Raw genomic sequence first — 20,964 nt, forward strand, 5'->3', positions numbered from 1 at the left:
GAGTCGTCTGGCAGGCATTCCCATCTGTGATGGTCACAGTATAGGTTCCTGCTGCTAATCCTGTTGCTGTCGCTGCCGTACCGCCACTCGGTGACCAACTGTAGGTGTAACCCGGTGTTCCGCCTGAAGCACTAACTGTTGCAGCTCCTGTAGCAGCCCCATTACAGGCCACATTCGTCTGGGAAACAGCAGTAGCAACTAAAGCTGTTGGCTCCGTAATTGTAAAACTTTGTGTTTTTGTAGCATTAGTAGCATCTTTTACAGTAACGGTATAAGTTCCCGCTGCAAGGCCTGTAGCAGTGGCTGCAGTACCGCCACTTGGTGACCAACTATAAGTATACGGAGTTGTTCCTCCTGTTACTCCGACTGTTGCACTTCCATTAGACCCTCCATTACAGGAAACATTGGTCTGTGCGGCGGCATTAAGTGTTAATGAACCGAGTACCATACCAGAATCCTTGACCCATGTAAAGGCATCTAGTGCCAGATACTGAAAGTTTCCTCCGGCAGTGAGCTGAAGCTGGTCGATCACAATGTTACTGTAGTTTTGTCCATTAAGGTTGGTCAAATCAATTAAAGTGTAACCATTGGCAGTTCCTGTCGTTGCAGTAAAGCCTGTTGTTTTGGTCTGGGTAAACTTTGTTACTCCCGAGAGTTTACCGGTTATGGTCAACGTACCAGCAACTCCAAGCGTTGTGTTTGCAGCTGCAGCATAAACCCAAAATCTGTTTACCTTAAAGAGGTTGGAAGTTGTTTTAATGCTGAAAGATGTGCCGGCAGACTGATTGCCAGCCCCCGAATTATCAATATATCTGTTATCGACCGCGGTGCCGTTCCACCCTGTTCCAGGGTAGGCAGCTTGAATGTCATACGTGTTTACATGTGATAGAATGTTAAAAATAACACCATTGTCCGTGAAGCTTGCGCTTCCGTTGGACTCGGTCTCAAACTGTTCAGTACTGGTCTGTGCATAGACCGCATTGGTCATTGCTATTAGAAGCAACACCAACATCAAATAGAGCTTTCTCATTGAATAAGAGTTTTTTTGGTTAATAATTGCTAAAATTAACATTATTTTTAACATATTCGTTAAAATAAACGTTTATTATATAAAATTTCTAATAAAATTAAATAATTTGTAAAATAGTAGATAATAGATCAAATTTATTAATCTATTTAAAGAAAATAATAATAAACGTTTATCAGAAAAAACCAACCCAAAGAAGTTAAATGAACTTTAAATGATAGATAATCTTAAAAAACATGATGTATTAATTATACCCAACTACATATTTGGATGTACCAATTTAATTTTATTACCCAGCATTCGTTAGTTTAGCGGCATTGAGTTCAATTAAGTTAAATAAAAAAAACGCTTTAAAACGGATGTTTTTAAAGCGCTTCGCACTATTTTGATATAATAGTTACCTTATAATTTAAGTTTATTTTTTCAAAATTTTAATGGCCGTTAAGATTTTGTATCGTTATTCAGACAACACTATACTATAAGAAAATAAGCACATCCACGGCCTTCATTGTTACTGGATTAAAGATGCGATCTGGTACAGTTAAGCATAAAATCATCTAAAGTAAATTAACATCTGAACCATCTGGTATAGGATGAGCACATTCCTGATGCGTAATTTATTTTTATACGGCGTTGATAATTAAGTTAAATAAAAACTTCACAGGAATTTACCATAAAACAAAAAACGCTTTAAAACGTATGTTTTAAAGCGTTTTGAACGATTCTGCATTTACAGTTGCGATCCGGACGGGACTCGAACCCGCGACCTCCGCCGTGACAGGGCGGCATTCTAACCAGCTGAACTACCGGATCAATTTTTGAAAAGTAATTGATAAACTTTTTGCGATCCGGACGGGACTCGAACCCGCGACCTCCGCCGTGACAGGGCGGCATTCTAACCAGCTGAACTACCGGATCTTTTTACTATAACTAAGATTATTACCTTTCGTTATTGTGGTTGCAAAAATACAACAATAATTTACATCTCCAAATTTTAAATAAAAAAAAAACGCCTTTCAGACAGAAAAGCGTTCATTTTCAATTATATTAATTTCTTACAAGTAAGCATTAAGCTTTTCAGCGATTACTTCTTTTGGTGCTACACCTACGATTTTATCTACAACTTCCCCATTTTTGAAAATTAAAACGGTAGGAATATTTCTGATCCCGTAATCCACAGAAATCTGCTGATTGTTATCAACATCCACTTTACCTACCAAGGCTTTACCTTCAAAGTCAGTTGCTACTTCTTCGATAATTGGCCCCAGCATTCTACAAGGTCCGCACCAAGCTGCCCAAAAGTCAACCAAAACCGGTTTATCTGAATTTAATACTGTTTCCTGAAAGGATTGATCTGTAATTTCTACTGCCATGATTTCTTATTCTTAATTGTTTTATTAAACAAAATTACAAAATTTAATTTTTGTTTCTTCTGTGGATTATCTATGTAAACTATCAGCTTTTTCTATAACGAATTGTTTGCCTATTTCTTCTAAAGCACTCACAAGTGCATCGATATCAGACTTTTTCGTAAAATGGCTGAATGATACCCGTACCGGTGTACAATTGTCCAAATCATCTTCTGACAAGACCGACATCAAAACCATAGAGGGCTTCGAAGCTCCGGAACTGCAAGCACTTCCTTGGGAAATGGCAATCCCTTTCATATCCAATTGTAATCCGATCAGAGGATTTTTATATGGTAGCAAAAGATTCAGAACCGTGTATAAACTACTGTCTTCTGCACTTCTTCCATTAAATTTGATCCCTGATATTTTTTCTTTCAATTGCTGAATTGCGTAATGCTTGATGCCTAGAATATGGTTTTTGTAGTCTTCCATTTTTTCTTGAGAAATTTCCCAAGCTTTTCCTAAACCTGCAATTCCTGTTACATTTTCTGTTCCTGCTCTTAAACTTCTTTCTTGAGGCCCACCCGTGATGATCCCCTTCAAACCTGATGATTTTCTCACGAATGCAAATCCGGAGCCTTTTGGTCCATGGAATTTGTGTGCACTGCAAGATGCAAAATCAACCGGAATCTTAGAAAAATCCAAATCCAGATGTGCCATTGTCTGGACAGTGTCCGAGTGGAAAAGTGCTTGATTATCTTTGCACAAATGTGCTACTTTCTCGATATCAAGAATATTCCCGATCTCGTTGTTAGCGTGCATCAATGTTACCAAAGTTTTTTTGTCTGAGCTTTTCAGTAATTCTTCTAATTTGGTCAAATCAAAATCCCCGTTGGAATCCGGTCTTAAGTAAACCAACTCCACGCCTTTTAATTTCTTCATTTCAAGGCAGGTTTCAGCAACACATTTGTGTTCTAGAGCTGAAGTGATGATTCTTTCAACGCCTAGATAATTCACAGCGGATTTGATAATCATATTATTGGATTCAGTCCCACAAGATGTGAAAACAATTTCTCCCGGAGTCACTTTCAAAGAATCAGCGATCTTTCGCCTTACTTCTTCCAAAATGGTCTTGGCTTCCTGTCCCAAGCTGTGCGTTGATGACGGATTGCCATAATTGAATTTTAAAACATTCACCATACAGTCTATCACCTCATCGTCGAGAGGCGTAGTTGCTGCGTTATCCAGATAAATTCTTTCCATTTTTATACGATTAGAAGCCAAAAAAAGGCTGAAAAATTAAAGCACTAAATTAGTGAAAAAATCGATAATGAGATTCATTTGCGAATTTGAACATTGCCTTGTCTCCGGAAGTGTCTCCAAATGCTATTATTTTATCAAATTTCTGATCTCCAATTTCAAGTTTAATTCGGTTGACTTTCTCTTCTTTATTACAGTTTTTCCCCACGAAATTCCCTGTGAAAATATCATCTTTGAATTCTGCCTGCGTAGAAAGCAATTTCATATTGAATTTGTCTGCAAATGGTTTTACCCAAAGATCCAAAGATGCCGTAATAATGTACGACTCCGTGTTTTGTCTATCGATATTATTAATGAAATCCAAAGCATTTTCCCTGAATAAGCTTGGATAATTTTCTTCAAAGAATTGTTGAGCCTTTTTTTCGATCTGATGTCTCGATCTACCTTTAAGAATCGATGAAATAAAATTTTTCTTTACCGCTTCTGTATCTGCTAATTTTAATTTAAGCAAAACAAAAAGCGGAATATGTTTCAAGAATTGAACAGAAAATTTTGCAGGATTATAAAACTTCAAAAACAAAAACATCGTATCCTTGTAAGTCAAAGTTCCGTCGAAGTCGAATAGATATAATTTCTTCATAAGTGATAAATTATTAATGATAAATGATTATTTGTATCATTCTTTAATAGAACTTCAATCTATTATCATCTATCAATCATCAATTATAGTTTCAGTTTTTTAAAAATAAACTCAGGGATATTTCTGATGATTAGCATAATAATTGCCCAGATCGGTAAAACGTAGGCCACGTCTTTTTTATTTTTATAAGCTTTATAAATTCCTTCTGCCGCTTTTTTCGGAGTGGCCGTCAGCGCTGGATTCAGAGGTAAACCCTCTGTCATTTTGGTATCCATAAAACCCGGCTTCACTGTCAAAACCTGGATCTTTTTGTCGAATAAATAATTTCTCAGCCCACTCAAATAAGCTGTTAATCCAGCTTTTGCACTTCCGTAAATGAAATTGCTCTGCCTCCCTCTTTCGCCAGCAACTGATGATAGGACGATCATAGTTCCTGTTCTTTTGGATTCCATTTTTTGGGCAAAGAAATTAAGTACGGGAATTAATTTTGCGTAATTAATATCAATGATTCGGGCTGTATTTTCGTCGTCATACAGTCCTTCTTCCGTTCCTAAACCTAGATAACCCGAAGCACAAAACAATAAATCGGAGTTAATGTTTTCCAAAGTTTTATAATCGATATCTTTCATCAAATCCAAAGGAATAATTTCGGAATGTTGGAGAAATTTCACGTTGATATGACCTGCAAATTTCTCTGTCGTTTCTGGGTTAGAACTCAACAGATAAACCACAGGAAATTTTTCTCCTTTAGCCAAACATTCTTCTACAAATGCTTGTGCAACTTCGGAATTGGAACCAAGAACAATCATAATTATGAGTGATGAATTATTAGTTATTATTAGAATTGGTTATTACTAACAATTCTTTTGTGTTGTAGAGAAACAAACTTCGGAGAATCAACATTTTGAAGATAATTGGTCAGAGAAGACTTACTCATACTATCCTTCGTCAAGTAAATTCTTCCACCAAAATTTTCAACGATCGCATCCAATTGGTCAACCAGTTTTTTCAATCCTTTATTGACTTTAAAATCCAAAGCTAATGTGTAACCTTCTTTTGGAAATGAATTATAAGCTAATGGATTATCTTTTCCAAATAATTTCAGGACCGCTAAGAAAGAGCCGTTTCCGCTATTCGCTATAGTTTCTAAAATTTGTTTCATTCCTTCCTTTCCGTTTTCTTTCGGGATTACCATTTGATACTGGATAAATCCGCTTTTACCATAGATCTTGTTCCAGTCATTAATAACATCCAAAGGATAGAAAAACGTTTCGTAATCAATAAAATTATTAATTTGTTTCTTTGTCTGCTTGTTGTAATAAAGGAAATTGAAAATCTTGATCGTTAAAGCATTCAAAACAAATCCGGGAAAATAAAAAGGAACTGTCGGTTTGAATCTTTCCTTTAGTTTCAATGATTTTTTCTGAAGATTCGAGGGTAGTTCTGCTTTCAAAGCGTGTTCGCCTCTCATCAAAATAGAACGTCCCAGATTTTTTCCTTTTTGGAAACAATCGATCCAGGCTACGTTGTAGGTCCAGTCTTCGCTTTCATCAAATAATTTGAAAACCTCATCCAGATTTTCAGCTTTGATGCTTTCTTGTCTGATGTAAGCTGATTCTATATTTTTCAGTTTGAATTTCGCTGATAAAATAATTCCTGTCAAACCCATTCCGCCAATTGTTGCCCAGAACTTATCTGAGTTTTCCTCTCGGGAACAGGTAATAACTTCCGAGTTTTCATCCAGTAATTTGAACTCAGTTACATATTCTGAAAAGCAACCCTCAGCATGATGATTTTTACCATGAACATCGGAAGCGATTGCGCCTCCAACTGAAACAAATTTGGTCCCAGGCGTCACGTAAAGAAAATAGCCCTGTGGAACAGAAACCTCTAAAACTTCTGAAAGAAGAACTCCGGACTCACACTCGATAATTCCGTTGAGTCTGTCAAAAGATATGAATTTATTGAGCCTTTTTGTAGAGAAAATATGTTCGCCCAGAGAAGCATCGCCATAGCAGCGTCCGTTTCCGCGAGCAATTACCTCATTATTTTCCTTAACAAATTGTTTGATCTTTGAAACAGAATCATCCGATCTCATTTCCTTTTCTACAATTGGAAAATTTCCCCAGTTAGTAACTTTTTGTACAAAATTCGGTTTCATCAGTAGGTTTTTAGATATTTAAAACTGAATCTATCATAGATTCAACTTATAATATAGTGATTTTATTTCTTAAAATAGATTTGTAAAAGGAAAACGATCACCCAAAGGACAATTGTCACTTGTATATATCGGTCTTTGTAAACAATTTTCGTAGGTGACTCGGTTTTATTATAAACCAATGTCTGCTGCAGATACCTTAGAAATGCAAACACTACAAAAATTACCGTATAGAAAACCCTTGGATGAAACCTTGCCTGAACTTCTGGTGATAATGTAAACATCAGATAGCAAATAATTGCCAAAGTACAACTGATTGACAAAGCAATATCTGCAAACTGAACATTATAACCATCCAAAGCTTTTCTGGTCTTCCCCGAAATCTGCGCATTGATCAACTCTCCTCGTCTTTTTCCAATTGCCAGAACTAATGCCAAAACAAAAGTCAATAGAATTGCCCAGTTGGTAACAATGACTCCTGTAACGTAACCACCGGCTAGAACTCTTAGAACAAAACCAATAGCAATGATACAAATATCAACAATAGCTACTTGTTTCAGTTTGAAGGTATAAAAAAGGTTCATCACAAAATAAAAGGCAATGATGACCCCGAATTTCCAGAAATTGGTATGAAAAATATAATTTCCAATAAAAACTGATGAAATTGATAAAAGAATCAAAAAAGCGAATAATACTTTTGCGCTAGTCTTGGAAATAGCGCCACTTGCTAATGGACGATGTTTTTTCTCAGGATGTTTTTTATCCGATTCTATATCAAAATAATCATTGATGATATAAATAGAACTCGCTGTAAACGAAAAAACCAAGAATGCGAAAATACTCTCATAAAAAAGATGAGTGTTGGTAATTTTACCTGAAAAAAATAAAGGAGCAAAAACAAATAAGTTCTTAACCCACTGTTCTACTCTTATTAATTTTAAATAGTTCTTCATCCAATGTTTTTAATCATGCAAAAGTAGCATTAAAATAAAAAAACCGCAAATTGCGGTTTATTATTTATCTTAAAACGATATTATTAATTTGCCTTAGCATCATTGATCATTTTTTCATTCGCAGTAATTGCAAACTCCACACGTCTGTTTTGAGCTCTTCCCGCATCAGTATCATTAGAAGCTATAGGACTCGATTTCCCTAGACCTTCTGTAAATAATCTTGTGGATGCAATACCATTTGCCACAAAATAATTTTTAACAGCTGCAGCTCTTTGTGCAGATATTTTCAAATTGACAGCGTCGCTACCAATGCTATCAGTATGTCCATAAATATTGATATTGGTATCAGGATTATTTTTAAGGACTGTAACCAATTTATCCAAGTTTGTTTTTGCAAGAGATGTCAAGTTTGAAGAGTTGAAATCAAAATTGACAGTATTCTCATGAAGTGTAACTTTGATACCTTCACCTACCCTTTCAACTTCAGCACCCGGCAAAACTTCTTTGATCTCTTTAGCTTGTTTATCCATCTTGTTACCGATAACACCTCCGGCAACGCCACCAACAACGCCACCCAAAACAGCTCCAAGAGGCGCATTACCCCCTTTTCCAAGGTTATTTCCTAAAATTCCACCAAGAACAGCTCCCGCAGCAGTACCAATTGCAGCACCCTTTTGTGTATTATTAGCATTTTGAACAGTCTCACAACTTGTCAATAAGAGTGAACCTGAGATAAAAAATGCGGCGATGTTTAGTTTAGTTATTTTCATTATATGTATTTTTAATATTATTTAGCTGTTCTTGTAAAATTGTAACGTACGTCCATTGGCGAACCATCAGCATTCACAGACTGAACCAATGTAAAACTATTCTCGGTTGGGTTTTCAAGTTTTAACATATATCCGGCAGAAACATGTTTTGCTTTTTCCCCTTCACCAACCTTTTTGATGGATACATTGCTATATTTATCAACACTGAAAGTAATAGCCTGTGTTTTCATCGGGCAATCTCCTCCTCCGTTCAGAGAATATGTTCCTGTATAATTGTTCGGGATCAGTTTCCATGCACTACCAACGAAACAATTGATATCTGCACCCTCATCAAAAGGTTTTATTTTAAAAGACTTGTTATAATCTACACCAGAGATCGTCCACTCTCCTTTTAATTTCATAACTTCAGAACGCACTGTCTGCGCTTGACCTGCACTAACACTTCCATCAGAAGATGAAGTATTTTTTGTTGATGAACAAGAGGTCGCAAAAAATGCGATACCTAATATTCCTAAAATTAATTTTCTCATAGTTTTATATTTACTGCTAAGTTATTACAAAAAATTATGCCAAATGATAAAAAATAAAAAATCTGAGATTGTCTCAGATTTTTTATTTTGAATATTGATTTTATAACTTACTCTTATCTATTGCTTTATGCGTTTTTTTCTTAATTGGTTTTTTTACAGATTTGGAAGGTGCTTCTGCTTTGTAAAAATTCTTGTATGCATATTCCGCTGCTTTTGCCACATCTATTACACCATTGGATCTTGATAATTTATCAAATCCATTGGTTGCATTTACATTTGTTGTTTTAACAAGAGATTCGATGATCTGTTCTGGTTTCAGATTTGGCATATAGGCCAACAGAACTGCCGCAGAACCGGCTACAACAGGAGAAGCCATTGAGGTTCCCTGAAGATATTCGTATTTCCCTTCTGGAACAGTTGAATAGATTTCCGAGCCTGGTGCAAAAACATCTACCATTTTTTCATCATAATTAGAGAAACTTGATTTCAAAGCGTTTGAATCATTTGTATTTGAACCAACAACGATCATATTATTAATGAAAGGTTTCTCGTCTGATGTAGATTTGAAATTAGTTGGAAAATACTGGTGTTCTGCAATATCTTCGTTTTCATTTCCTGCTGCTTTTACCAAAAGAACACCTTTGCTCTCTGCATATTTGAATGCATCCCAAACTACATTTTTACCCGGAGAAACAGGCTTTCCAAAACTCATATTAAGGATTTTCGCACCGTTGTCAACCGCATAGCGGATAGCATTTGCAACATCTTTGTCTCTTTCATCCCCATCCGGGACCGCTCTTACAGTCATAATTTTTGCAACTCTGGAAGCTACACCATACTGAGGTTCGGAACCGTTTGCCAGACCAGCAATAATTCCTGCAACGTGAGTTCCGTGTTTTGCGTCCGGACCTTCGTAGTGATTGTTTCCGTAGCTTTTCTCAGAATAATCATCGTAATTGTCTCCAACAATCTCTTTTCTAGGGTCAAAATCCAGATTATAACCTTTCTCTGCCTGTGGCGTGAAATAGTCCAGTGCCTCTTTCATCTGAGCTTCCATATAAGTTTTAACTTCAGAAGCCGGTTTTCCTGCCACCTGAGGATCATTGGCAACCTGGGAAAGCACCTGCATTGCCATTGCCTCCTGTTGTGTTGACGGCTTTATCGTTGCCAGGTTCTCTTTCGTCAATGTTTTGTCTCCTAACAATTTCACCATATCGGGGATAGAATTGTTGATCATCGTGTACATCTGGACACTTTGTTTTGCTTCTTGACTTTTCTTGTTAAAAATCTCTTTGGACTTCATATACATTGCAAAATCGTCCGGCATTTTTGCCTGGTTCTCTTTATTTTTAGCAGTGTCCGGACCTTCAAAAACAGATTGATATTTTTTCACGACTCTCGTCACTTCCATATTATCAACATCGATATCGCCGTTTTTACCTCCTAGGAAATTCCATCCGTGAACATCATCGATGTATCCGTTTCCGTCGTCATCTTTCCCGTTGTTAGGAATTTCGTTTGGGTTTGTCCAAATATTTTTGATCAAGCCAGGGTGGTCCACCTCTACTCCGCTATCCAAAACCCCGACAACTACTGTTTTTGGTTTTAGACCTTTCGATTCTAAAAATTTGTATGCGTTTTGTGTATTAACTCCATAAACTTTTGTAGTAGCGTAATCCTTGTGATACCAAGTTTTTTGGTCTTTGTCATCTTGCGGAGAAGCTGTCTGCGCATGAATCAATCCAAATCCTGCATATAAAAAAGCTGCCGCTATCAATAATTTTTTCATATGTATAAATCTATTGTTTTTAATTGCCATATGCAATCGCCTATTTCACCAATTTGTAATTAGATTTTTTTGTAACAAGCGATTTCATGTAAATAATTATTTTAATTAAAGAAAATCTCGTTGTTGAGCATCATGGTTGTTAATCGAGTTTTATATTTTTTATATAAGTCAAACTTTCTGGCCCGATGTTACAAATCAGATCGAGAATAGACAAATCTTTTATGAATCCGTTCTTGTCTGAAAAACTTTGATAGTATTCTTCAAACTCGGATGTTGATTCGGATTTTGCAGAGAATTTTTCTCTGTGATCTTCTGCTTCCGGGTTTTTGAAATATTCTTTGGTCAACTCATATTTTTTCTCGGTCTTCAGAATATCAAGAATAATACCTAAAGCTTTGATATTAAATTCTTTTAAAGAAACAATCTGTTCTGCGTATATTTTCTTGAGTTTATCTTCGTAGTACTCAAAGTAAGGTGTACTTTGATAAGCTGTTTTGATGGACTTCCAATGGAGTTTCTGCCAATCTTCTGCAAAAGAAATCTGGATGTCTTTGATTTCTCGTTTTCCTGTATGTTTGATCGGGATGATCAATGGTAATTTTCCGTTAGCGCCGTAGATCGCTGCCCGGTTTCTATATGTCTGTTTTGGAAAGTTTTCGAATTGTTCGAAAGCGACCTCGTTTTCTTCATTTAAGAATACTGAGAACCAAGAAACTGGTGGCAAATAGAATATTGGTAAAAGAACTTTTTTCATATTTATTTTTGATAATCCTTTTTTAATCACACTAAAATTTTAACACAAAGCACACTAAGTTTTTTTCACAACTAAATGTTTTAGGTTCACAAAGGCGCTTCGCTTATATAAGCTTTGAATGATTATTTGAGGATATTAATTAAAAAAAACTTTGTCAAAGATAATAATCTCTGACAAAGTGTTGAATCTTTATTTCGAAGGATTAATCCCATAGCCCCGATAGTAGCGGCATCCTTTTTTGTTATTGCGATGGCTGAATAGTTTAATAAGATTGCTTCACATTGCTCGCAATGACAAAAAAGATATAGCCCTTCGACAAGCTCAGGATAAATTACTAGCGGGATTAAGCTCCCAAATTATTTTAGATTAATCTTCTTCTTTTTTCTTTCCGAAAAGTTTGGCGAAATAATCCCAACCGAAGAACAATACCAAAATAATCACAGCAACCCACCAATAGGAGGTTTTGTTCGCCTCGCCCGTGTTGGTTGCTTTGAACATCCTGTCCCAACGGATTGTCATTCCAAAAAATGAACCTTTGTTTGCTTGATAACTTGAGCTTCCATCTTTAAAAGCACCTTCCAAACTCATCCAAGTGAACATCGGTCTTCCCACGATATTTTCTTCCGGAACAACGCCAAAGAATCTTGCATCCAAAGAAGCATCACGATTATCCCCAATCATCATGTAATAATTTTGTTTGATAGTGTATTGGGTGGTTTCTTGCCCGTTGACGTAAATCTTTCCGTTTTTGTTTTCAAGTTTGTTGTGCTCGTACTCGGAGATGATCCATTGGTAAGTTGGCAAAGTTTCTTTATCCAACTTTACAACATCACCTTTTTTCGGAATTCTAAGAGGTCCGTACCAATCTTGATTCCAAGGTTTGTTGATCGGGTATATACAGTTTGATGTATCTATCTTTTTAGAAAACATTGCATTGCCAGACTCATCCCTCACAACTTCTCCTCTTTCTTTAATCGGAAAATAGGCAATATCATTGAATCCTTTTTGTAAGATGTCCTCTTTAAGTTCTTCAACTTCTGGAAGTTTTTTTATGTCACTTGCAACTTCGTTCGTTAAACCTTGAAAAGCATATAAAAATCCTGTATTAGTCTGATATTCCTGAACTGGAAGAAAACCATAAGCTTTATATAGCTGAGGAATATTCAGTTGATTTGATGTTTTAACAATGAATTTATGCTGCTGTTGCTCATCACCAAGAATTTTTTCAGGCGCATTATTTACAAATAATCTTCCCGCTCTAAACTCGATAACATCCCCGGGAATACCAATGCATCTTTTTACGTAAGGATCTTTTCTATCAATCGCCGTATGTACAGAATCTTGTGGATAGTTGAAAACTACAATATCATATCTCTTAATCTCGTCATAACCAGGAATTCTTAGATATGGTAATTTAACCGCATCAACATAAGATTTTGGATCGTCTTTTGGATTACCTTTCTGTCCTGCATCGAAGATTGTTCCCTGTAAAAATGGCAATGCTACAGGTCTCATCGGCATTCTGTAACCATAAGCCCATTTGTTAACGAAAAGGAAATCTCCAACCAGCAAAGTTCTCTCCATAGAACCTGTTGGAATCCCGAATGGCTGTGTAATAAATGCGTGAATAATGGTTGCAAAAACCACTGCAAAAGTAACAGAGCCCAAGAATGTTTCCTTCTTTTTGCTTTCCTCTTCCTCTTCTTCAGTTTCAATTTCCGGGTCTTTTCCGTAATTCACCGTTGCCATAAAAAGGAAAGGCAGAACTACTGTCAAAACGCCATTCAAAGCACCTCTCTTTCCGAATTTTTTCATTAAAAACAGATGAAAAACAGACATCATTATCGGACCAACGATTGGCAAATATGATAAGATCGCCCACCATTTCGGATGTTTGGTTTCTTTGAGAATAATCAAATAATTATAAAAAGGAATGAAAGAAAACAAAGGATTGTATCCCATTTTCTTGAATAACTTCCAAGTTGTAAGTCCCATCAAAACACTTATGATAAGGATGTAAACTGTATAAGTAATAATATAATTCATAAATATTTCATTTGGCTTAGGCTTTAGCTTTCAGCAATTTGAGTAATTAGTTTTTGATGTCTAGTTTTTGTTACAGTTTTTTTACAAACCTAAAACATCTTTCATAGAGAAAACACCTTTCTTATCAACAATCCACTCAGAAGCAATGACAGCCCCAAGAGCAAATCCGTTTCTGTTGAAGGCTGTATGTTTTATTTCTATCTCGTCCACTTCCGATCTGTAAAAAACACTGTGAGTTCCCGGAACTTCGTTTTCACGAATAGCAAATATTCCTAGTTCGTTATCTTTGGTTTCATCCAGTTTCCAGGCTTCGTATTTGGAATTTTCAATAATTCCTTCCGCGATTGAAATAGCAGTTCCGCTCGGCGCATCCAGTTTATGAATGTGATGAATCTCTTCTAGCTGGCAAGTATATTCGTTGACATTGCTCATTAATTTGGCCAATTTTTCGTTGAGAGCAAAAAATAAATTGACTCCTAAACTGAAATTAGAACCATATAAAAATGCGCTGTTATTATTTAATGTGATTTTTTCAATTTCTGGTTTTTTATCCAACCAACCAGTCGTTCCACAGATTACAGGAATGTTATTTTCTAGACAAACTTTGATATTTTCAAAAGCGGCTTCAGGATTTGAGAATTCGATTACAACATCTGCATTATTAAGGGATACTTTAGTTGGAGTTTCTTTTAATCTTGCAACTACTTCGTGACCTCGGTTTTGAGCGATATCATCGATGATCTTCCCCATTCTTCCGTAACCGACTAATGCTATTTTCATTTTAAATTTTATAATTGATGTGAATATTTTTTTTAGAATTTAAAACTGAGACTTAATCCAGTTTTGGCAGAAGAAGTTCCGAGTTGATCGTTAATCATAGTTGGCATAATTGCCAGATCCGGATCATGGCGACCTTCATAAAGATGAGCATCTACAACAGCATCCACAATATTAAGAATATAGATCAAAGCGGTTATCCCTATAGCATAATCGCGCTGTCTTTTGGACCTATCCTGAGCATTTCCCAAAACTGTTTTTGTAATACCATTAATATCAGAAAATTCATGTGGAAGACCATTGAGTTCTGCTACATAAGCATTCCGGTAACGTTTGTATTGCTTATCATTCCAAAGCGCAATACCTACTCCTGTCCCGACTGCGCCCCAAACCAAAGGGATTTTCCAATATTTCTTATTGTAGAATTGTCCTAATCCCGGTAGTACAGCAGAATACAGACCCGCTTTTGTGGGACTTAGTTTGGTAATTTTTGCAGGTGCATTTTTATCTTCGATATCTCCTAAAATCTGGGCTTCTGCCATTGGTTTAGCAGCAGGTATACTATCTTTAGGATGATTTTCCACACGTATCGTATCATTACGATTCACTTGTGAAAGAGCAAAACAAAAAGAAAAGAATAAGAAAATTGAAAGTATTTTTTTCATTTATCTAATATGAGCAAGAATGCTTTCCAGCTCTTCTTCATTTTTAAAATCAAGAACGATCTTTCCTTTTTTCCCGTTTGCCGAAGTCTTGATCTCGACATTAACATTAAGGATATTACTTAGATTTTTCTGGGCTTTTTTCACGTGATTCGGAATAATCGTCTGTTTTACAGACTTTTCAGCTTCTTGAGAATTTTTCATCTGGCTGGCCAACTGCTCAGATTGCCTTACGTTGAGTTGATCCTTGACGATTTTATCAAACAAAGTTTGGCGTTTTTCATCAGAATCCAATCCCATTATTGCACGACCATGACCAGCAGAGATCTGCCCGCTTCTGATCCCGTTTTGGATATCCGGAGACAATTTCAAAAGGCGGACACTATTGGTAATGGTACTTCTTTCTTTTCCAACACGCTGGCTTAGATTTTCCTGGGTCATTCCAACCTCATCCAAAAGTCTTTGATAGGTCAAAGCAACTTCAATAGGGTCAAGGTCTTCTCTCTGAATATTTTCTACCAAAGCCATTTCCAGCAATTCCTGGTCATTAACCAAACGGATATAGGCCGGGATAGATGTTAATCCCGCAATTTTGGAAGCTCGGAAACGTCTTTCTCCGGAAATGATCTCGAACTTTGCGCCATCTTTTCTAAGCGTTACAGGTTGAATAATGCCCAAGCTTTTGATGGATTCCGCTAGATCGTTAAGTGCTTTTTCATCGAAAAAAGTTCTTGGCTGATTGGGATTCGGGTATATATCTTCAATTGGAACTTCAACAATATTGCCTACCAATGTCTTTGCGCCTTCATCGGAAGCGGAATTGATATTCGTTTTGCTTTCAGCGTTCAGGATTGCTCCCAAACCGCGTCCCATTGCTCTTGTTTTATCTCTCATTCTTGTAAATGATAATTAATAAATGATAACCAATGAAATATTATTTCAAAAAATCATTTTAATTTTTAATTAATTTTTCGTTCTTCAAAAGTACTTCCTCTGCCAGCTGAATATACTGAATCGCACCTTTGCTTTCCGCATCATATTTCAGGATACTTTCTCCAAAACTTGGTGCTTCACTAAGGCGTACATTTCTACTGATAATTGTTTCGAAGACCATTTCCGGAAAATGGGAATTCACTTCTTCGACAACCTGATTCGACAATCTCAAACGACTATCGTACATCGTCAGCAATAATCCTTCTATGTCAAGATCCTGGTTGTGGATCTTCTGAACATTTTTAATGGTATTCAGTAATTTACCAAGACCTTCCAATGCAAAATATTCGCACTGTATCGGAATAATAACAGAATCAGCAGCAGTCAAAGCATTGATCGTGATCAAACCTAAACTTGGCGCACAATCTATAATGATATAATCATATTGGTCTTTAATCGGCCTCAGAGCCTCTCGCATCATATATTCTCGATTATCACGGTCCACCAATTCTATCTCGGCTGCTACCAAATCAATGTGCGAAGGGATAATATCTACGTTTGGCGAACTGGTTGGCAGAATACATTTGGTAACTTCCACACTGTGTTCCAGCAAATTATAAGTAGAGAAATTAACTTCCTCTACACCCAAACCAGAAGTTGCATTAGCCTGTGGATCTGCATCTATCAAAAGAATTCTCTTTTCTAAAACACCTAAGGCCGATGCCAGATTAACAGCAGTTGTCGTCTTACCAACACCTCCTTTCTGATTCGCAACGCCAATGATTTTTCCCATAAATATTAATTTAATCCTCAAAAATACAATTTTTTAGGACTAAGAATGTTTTGAAAAACCCGTCAATCCGTTAAAGTATTGTTAATTAACAAGTTGGTAAACAAAAAAATTATCCACATTTCCCTTGAAAATGTGGATAATTATAAAGTCCTGAATTATTTAAAATCAATATACCATTGATTATCAAACTACTCAATCTTCATCGAAATCGGCATTCTGAATGAAGATCTAACAGATTTCCCTTTCAATTGGGCCGGAGTCCATTTTGTTTTAATTGACTTTACTACTCTTTCTGCTTCTGAGTTGAAATCTGAATTAGAACCATTAACTTTCAAATTGGAAATACTTCCATCTTTTTCTACTACAAAAGTAATGACGGCAGAAATCATTCCATCTTGACTAACAGTTTCCGTATCGAATCCTTGGGCTACTTTTTGACGAAAAGCATTAATTCCGCCTTTGAAATCTGCCGCCACATCTGCTTCGTTTTGATTTATCAGCTTGTCAGGATCTTCAACAGGTTTCGTGACTGGAGGGTTATAAGGAGCTACAGTTGGTGGCCCTGGAATTGTCGCTGGAGGAGCGACTGTAATTGTTGTCTCTTCTCCAGGCTTAGTTTCTGTTCCTATTGCAGCACCTTCAAAATCTTTTTTTGTTGGAAGCGGTTTCTCTTTTCTCACTTCACGAACCGGGTTATATTCTGGATTTTCTACTGTTTTAATATTTTGCTGAACTGGTGAAGTTGGTGTTGGTTTGGGCTTATCTGGTTGATCAACAATTTTTAAAATTATCGGGCCAGAAGTTGGGAGCTCTGTAACAATTGAATCAGATTTAAGCGCCGAAATTAAAAACGGAATTACAGAAACCGATGCAATAAAAGCAGTTCCTATGAATAGAGCTTTTGTAAGTTGATTAGAATATTCATTTCGAAGAGCATATGCGCCATAAGCTTTATTTCTATTGGAGAAAACGATTTCGTCCAAGTTGTCTTTCCCGAAGATAGTTGATAGATTTTTCATAATTAACAAATAAAAATTAAACGATTATCAATACATATTATAATTGAATGAAAACATATCAAATAACATTCCATTTTATAGTTTAAAAACCAAACAAATTATGAAATACATAAATATTTTAAAATTCAATCCAAAGAATTTATTAAACTTGTAAAAAAATAATATGTAATTTGATGTGATGAAAATTAAATTGTTTTTATGCCTGCTTTGGAGTTTCTGCATCTGCGCCCAGGACGGTTTTGTTTTGGAAAACACTGACAGGACCGTCATCAAATTCAAGCTGATCAACAACCTCATCTTCATTCCCATGACAATAAATGGGGTGGAACTTAATTTCATGTTAGACTCCGGCATATCAGAAACTTTGCTTTTCAGTCTTGAAAATAAAGAAGTCGATTTCAAAAATATTGAGAAGATCACCTTCAAAGGCCTGGGCGAAACGGTAAGCGTGGAAGCTTTGAAATCAATTAAAAATGACATTAGGATCGGAGAACATTTTGTCGACAGATCACACACTGTTTTTATCGTTATGGACGAAGATTTCAACATATCTCAAGATATCGGAGTTCCTGTAAACGGGATCATTGGTTATTATTTTTTCAAGAATCACCCGATTGAGATCAATTATCTGAAGAAAACGATCACGGTCTACAAAGACAACACCAAATTTCCGAAAAGAGTAAAAAGATATTCGGAATTCCCGATGAGTGTTGAGATGAACAAACCTTACATGTTTGCCGACGTGGAAATGAAACACGAAAAACAAAGTTCAAAACTTCTACTCGACCTTGGAAACACAGATTCTGTCTGGTTATTCCCGACACTTATAAAGGATTTCATTTATAACCGCCCGAATATTGATGATTTTTTGGGACGCGGTTTCAGCGGCGATATCTTCGGAAAACGTAGTCGTATCAATTCTCTTTCTATTGGAGATTTCAGACTAGACAAACCAATAGCTTCTATGCCAGATGAATTCTCCATACAGCATTTGAAGCTTGTAAAAGACAGAAAAGGTTCTATTGGCTCAGAGATTCTAAGACGATTTTCCGTGATCTTCGACTATTCTGGCAATAAAATCTATTTCAAAGCCAATCAACATCTGAATGACCCTTTTCTAATAGACGGAAGCGGACTGGAAATCAAGCAGGACGGACTGGTATGGGAAAAAGAACAGGTGCAAGTGCAAACCGCAAAAAAGAATTCTGCAAGCAACGAGATCAATGTTATCGATAACAGTAATAATTTCCAATACAAATTCACATTAAAACCCGTCTTTATTGTTTCCGGCACCAGAAAAGATTCACCGGCACAAAAAGCAGGAATTTTGAAAAATGACGAGCTGATCACTATTGACAATAAATCATCCAAAGAAATGACATTGAGCAAAATACACGCTATCCTAAAAACCAATGTAAGCAAAAAAGTAAAACTGGAAATCAAAAGGAACGGATCGCCCATGAAAATTGATTTTACCCTGGAAGACCCGATCCCATATATTGAGGAATGAGAATTGATAAAATATAATCGATAAATGACCATTTATGAACGAGACATTAAACAGCATACGAAACAGACCGAGATTCAAACTTTACACTGACCTTTCCCTCGAAGAGTACGAGTCTAATTTGAGAAAGTATTTGGACAATAATAAAGACAAATTCTATGGAAACATCAATAAAGAAGTGGCAACGATCTTTGTAAAAACCAAAGAAGAAAGCTACTGGAAGCCCAATCTGGCATTAAGGATCGAAAAAGAAGATGATACGACAGTCATACGCGGAATTTTTGGACCAAGTCCTGCGGTCTGGACATTTTTCATGTTCTTATATTTTCTTTTCACAGTAGCGTGGATGACATTTTTTACTTTGTATTATGTGGAAAAACAAATCAATTCCAATAATTATCCATGGGCATTACCAGCCTCTTTTGCTGTTTTGGTATTAATCGGTCTTACTTATTCCGCTGCAAGATTTGGACAACTGAAAGCTAAGGATGAGATGGGAGAATTAAGGAAATTCGCTGAGGAATCTACTTTTCATACCGAGAGAAAAATTAATCTTTGATCTTTCTTGCTTCGATAAAATGTTTGAATTTCAAACCGACCTTCATTAACAGATACTGAAACGGCTTTTGTTTTTTATAATATTTACCAATAAAAATATCCATTGCTCCGAAAAATCTTTTGAGATAGAGCCGGTTTTTAACAGTACTTTCTCCTTTGTAGTGCAGAATAGAATATTTGCCATAATAGAAATTCCTGTAACCCTTTCTAAGTATCGTATAACAAAGATCGATATCTTCCCCGTACATGAAATAACGTTCATCGAAACCTCCAACTTCCTCATAGACAGACTTTTTCATAAGAAGATTGGCACCTGTCATTACAGCAACTTCCGCAATCCCAAACTCATCGACATCGTTTCTGTAATAGGTCTTGGAGTCATCCCTAAGTTTTGTAAATAATTTCTCAAAAGAATTGATCAAGGCAGGAACAGACCTTTTACTTTCCGGCAAGAACTCACCTTTGGCATTATGCATCCTAAGTCCAATAGCACCAATATTTTTTTGACTATCAGCAAAATCCAATATCTCTTTAAAATAGTTACCTTCTATCTCCGTGTCAGGATTCAAGATATAGACATATTCGCCTTTTGCTGCTTTCACGCCAATATTATTCGCTTTTGAAAAGCCCAGATTTTCCTTTGACTCGATAAACTTCACATCAGGAAATTCTGTAATGAGCTCTTTCCATTTAGTATCCGGCGAAGCATTATCTACAACAATGATCTCATATTCAAAACCATGGAAATATTTTTGAATGGAAAGGATGCAGTTTTTCAAAAGACCACCAACTTGATAATGAACAATAATAACACTCAGTTTCATAAGCCGGCTTCGTTATATGATGTTCTATTGATAATGGACCTGCCAAGAGAGATCTCATCGGCATATTCCAGCTCATCACCTACAGCTATTCCGCGGGCGATATTAGAAAATGCGACGTTGTGATCTTTAAATTTTTTGTATATGTAATAGGCAGTAGTTTCTCCTTCCATTGTGGAACTTAACGCAAAAATCACCTCTTTTATTGTATGAGAATTTATTTTTCTTTCTAAACTATCAATTCTTAGTTGACTGGGACCGATACCTTCCATCGGAGAGATCTTTCCTCCCAAAACCAGATATCGTCCTTTATATTTTCCTGTGTTTTCAATCGCCATAACGTCTCTTACATCTTCCACCACGCAAAGTAATTCCGGATTCCTTTTATCATCACTACAAATTTCACAGATCTCCTGATCAGAAAAATTATGACATTCTTTGCAATATTTGATATCTGTAACGAGATCTTGTATAGCCGCCCCCAAAGAAATACCCTGGGAAGACGGTTGACGAAGCAGATGCAATGCTAATCTAAGTGCTGACCGCCTACCAATTCCCGGCAAGCCAGCAATCTCTTCTATTGCCTTTGATAATACTTTACTTGGATAATCCATTATT

21 protein-coding genes and 2 tRNA genes are annotated in these 20,964 nt (G+C 36.3%); 2 read left to right on the forward strand and 21 right to left on the reverse strand.

Features of this window, described 5'->3' with window-relative positions; genetic code table 11:
* The 19 genes from K319_RS21380 to K319_RS0117130 all read right to left on the reverse strand — a co-directional run.
* Positions 1 to 1,030 (reverse strand): SprB repeat-containing protein (locus K319_RS21380; protein ID WP_084403469.1); only part of this gene is annotated, 1,030 nt, incomplete at its 3' end.
* 736 nt (positions 1,031 to 1,766) lie between these two features.
* Positions 1,767 to 1,840: transfer RNA gene (locus K319_RS0117045), tRNA-Asp, on the reverse strand.
* 31 nt (positions 1,841 to 1,871) lie between these two features.
* Positions 1,872 to 1,945 (reverse strand) — tRNA-Asp (locus K319_RS0117050).
* Between the two features lie 137 nt (positions 1,946 to 2,082).
* Entirely contained in the window at positions 2,083 to 2,400 is a 318-nt protein-coding gene (gene trxA / locus K319_RS0117055) for a thioredoxin (RefSeq protein WP_027384703.1), read from the reverse strand.
* Positions 2,401 to 2,466: 66 nt separating this feature from the next.
* Positions 2,467 to 3,639 (reverse strand): cysteine desulfurase family protein, encoded by a 1,173-nt coding sequence (locus K319_RS0117060; protein WP_027384704.1) that lies wholly within the window; start codon positions 3,637 to 3,639, stop codon positions 2,467 to 2,469.
* Between the two features lie 49 nt (positions 3,640 to 3,688).
* Positions 3,689 to 4,276 (reverse strand): HAD family hydrolase, encoded by a 588-nt coding sequence (locus K319_RS0117065; RefSeq protein ID WP_027384705.1) that lies wholly within the window; start codon positions 4,274 to 4,276, stop codon positions 3,689 to 3,691.
* Positions 4,277 to 4,359: 83 nt separating this feature from the next.
* Positions 4,360 to 5,085 carry an SDR family NAD(P)-dependent oxidoreductase gene (locus K319_RS0117070; RefSeq protein ID WP_027384706.1) on the reverse strand — a complete coding sequence of 242 codons (726 nt, stop codon included), beginning with the start codon at positions 5,083 to 5,085 and terminating at the stop codon, positions 4,360 to 4,362.
* Between the two features lie 29 nt (positions 5,086 to 5,114).
* Entirely contained in the window at positions 5,115 to 6,437 is a 1,323-nt protein-coding gene (locus tag K319_RS0117075) for an FAD-binding oxidoreductase (RefSeq protein WP_027384707.1), read from the reverse strand.
* A gap of 62 nt (positions 6,438 to 6,499) precedes the next feature.
* Positions 6,500 to 7,387 (reverse strand): decaprenyl-phosphate phosphoribosyltransferase, encoded by an 888-nt coding sequence (locus K319_RS0117080; protein WP_027384708.1) that lies wholly within the window; start codon positions 7,385 to 7,387, stop codon positions 6,500 to 6,502.
* Positions 7,388 to 7,470: 83 nt separating this feature from the next.
* Positions 7,471 to 8,157: an OmpA family protein gene (locus tag K319_RS0117085; protein WP_027384709.1), complete on the reverse strand. Its 687-nt coding sequence runs from the start codon at positions 8,155 to 8,157 to the stop codon at positions 7,471 to 7,473.
* A gap of 17 nt (positions 8,158 to 8,174) precedes the next feature.
* Positions 8,175 to 8,687 carry a lipocalin family protein gene (locus K319_RS0117090; RefSeq protein ID WP_027384710.1) on the reverse strand — a complete coding sequence of 171 codons (513 nt, stop codon included), beginning with the start codon at positions 8,685 to 8,687 and terminating at the stop codon, positions 8,175 to 8,177.
* A gap of 100 nt (positions 8,688 to 8,787) precedes the next feature.
* Positions 8,788 to 10,476, reverse strand: a complete 1,689-nt coding sequence (locus K319_RS0117095) for a S8 family serine peptidase (protein ID WP_027384711.1) — start codon at positions 10,474 to 10,476, stop codon at positions 8,788 to 8,790.
* A 139-nt stretch (positions 10,477 to 10,615) separates the two neighbouring features.
* On the reverse strand, positions 10,616 to 11,230 hold the full coding sequence (locus K319_RS0117100; protein ID WP_027384712.1) for a WbqC family protein: 615 nt from the start codon (positions 11,228 to 11,230) through the stop codon (positions 10,616 to 10,618).
* 366 nt (positions 11,231 to 11,596) lie between these two features.
* Positions 11,597 to 13,276, reverse strand: a complete 1,680-nt coding sequence (gene lepB / locus K319_RS0117105; RefSeq protein WP_027384713.1) for a signal peptidase I — start codon at positions 13,274 to 13,276, stop codon at positions 11,597 to 11,599.
* Positions 13,277 to 13,357: 81 nt separating this feature from the next.
* Complete coding sequence (gene dapB, locus K319_RS0117110) at positions 13,358 to 14,056, reverse strand: 4-hydroxy-tetrahydrodipicolinate reductase (RefSeq protein ID WP_027384714.1); 699 nt, start codon at positions 14,054 to 14,056, stop codon at positions 13,358 to 13,360.
* 32 nt (positions 14,057 to 14,088) lie between these two features.
* Complete coding sequence (locus tag K319_RS0117115; protein WP_027384715.1) at positions 14,089 to 14,718, reverse strand: DUF5683 domain-containing protein; 630 nt, start codon at positions 14,716 to 14,718, stop codon at positions 14,089 to 14,091.
* Complete coding sequence (locus K319_RS0117120; protein WP_027384716.1) at positions 14,719 to 15,609, reverse strand: ParB/RepB/Spo0J family partition protein; 891 nt, start codon at positions 15,607 to 15,609, stop codon at positions 14,719 to 14,721. It abuts the gene before it with no gap.
* A 58-nt stretch (positions 15,610 to 15,667) separates the two neighbouring features.
* Entirely contained in the window at positions 15,668 to 16,441 is a 774-nt protein-coding gene (locus K319_RS0117125; protein WP_027384717.1) for a ParA family protein, read from the reverse strand.
* Positions 16,442 to 16,629: 188 nt separating this feature from the next.
* Positions 16,630 to 17,460 (reverse strand): energy transducer TonB, encoded by an 831-nt coding sequence (locus K319_RS0117130; protein WP_034672027.1) that lies wholly within the window; start codon positions 17,458 to 17,460, stop codon positions 16,630 to 16,632.
* A 178-nt stretch (positions 17,461 to 17,638) separates the two neighbouring features.
* Here K319_RS0117130 and K319_RS0117135 point away from each other — a divergent pair, with 178 nt between their 5' ends.
* Both K319_RS0117135 and K319_RS0117140 read left to right on the forward strand, forming a co-directional pair.
* Positions 17,639 to 18,970: an aspartyl protease family protein gene (locus K319_RS0117135; protein WP_027384719.1), complete on the forward strand. Its 1,332-nt coding sequence runs from the start codon at positions 17,639 to 17,641 to the stop codon at positions 18,968 to 18,970.
* A 34-nt stretch (positions 18,971 to 19,004) separates the two neighbouring features.
* The gene (locus tag K319_RS0117140; protein WP_027384720.1) at positions 19,005 to 19,526 is read left to right on the forward strand and encodes a hypothetical protein; all 522 of its coding nucleotides are present in this window, start codon (positions 19,005 to 19,007) and stop codon (positions 19,524 to 19,526) included.
* On the opposite strand, the gene K319_RS0117145 is transcribed toward K319_RS0117140, so the two are convergent.
* Together K319_RS0117145 and recR are read right to left on the reverse strand one after the other, a co-directional pair.
* On the reverse strand, positions 19,516 to 20,349 hold the full coding sequence (locus K319_RS0117145; protein WP_027384721.1) for a glycosyltransferase family 2 protein: 834 nt from the start codon (positions 20,347 to 20,349) through the stop codon (positions 19,516 to 19,518). The genes K319_RS0117140 and K319_RS0117145 overlap by 11 nt on opposite strands.
* On the reverse strand, positions 20,346 to 20,960 hold the full coding sequence (gene recR, locus K319_RS0117150; protein ID WP_027384722.1) for a recombination mediator RecR: 615 nt from the start codon (positions 20,958 to 20,960) through the stop codon (positions 20,346 to 20,348). The genes K319_RS0117145 and recR overlap by 4 nt, the downstream gene beginning before the upstream one ends.
* Between the last annotated feature and the right edge of the window lie 4 nt (positions 20,961 to 20,964).

The organism is Epilithonimonas caeni DSM 17710 (assembly GCF_000426465.1).
Taxonomy (GTDB): Bacteria; Bacteroidota; Bacteroidia; order Flavobacteriales; family Weeksellaceae; genus Epilithonimonas; species Epilithonimonas caeni.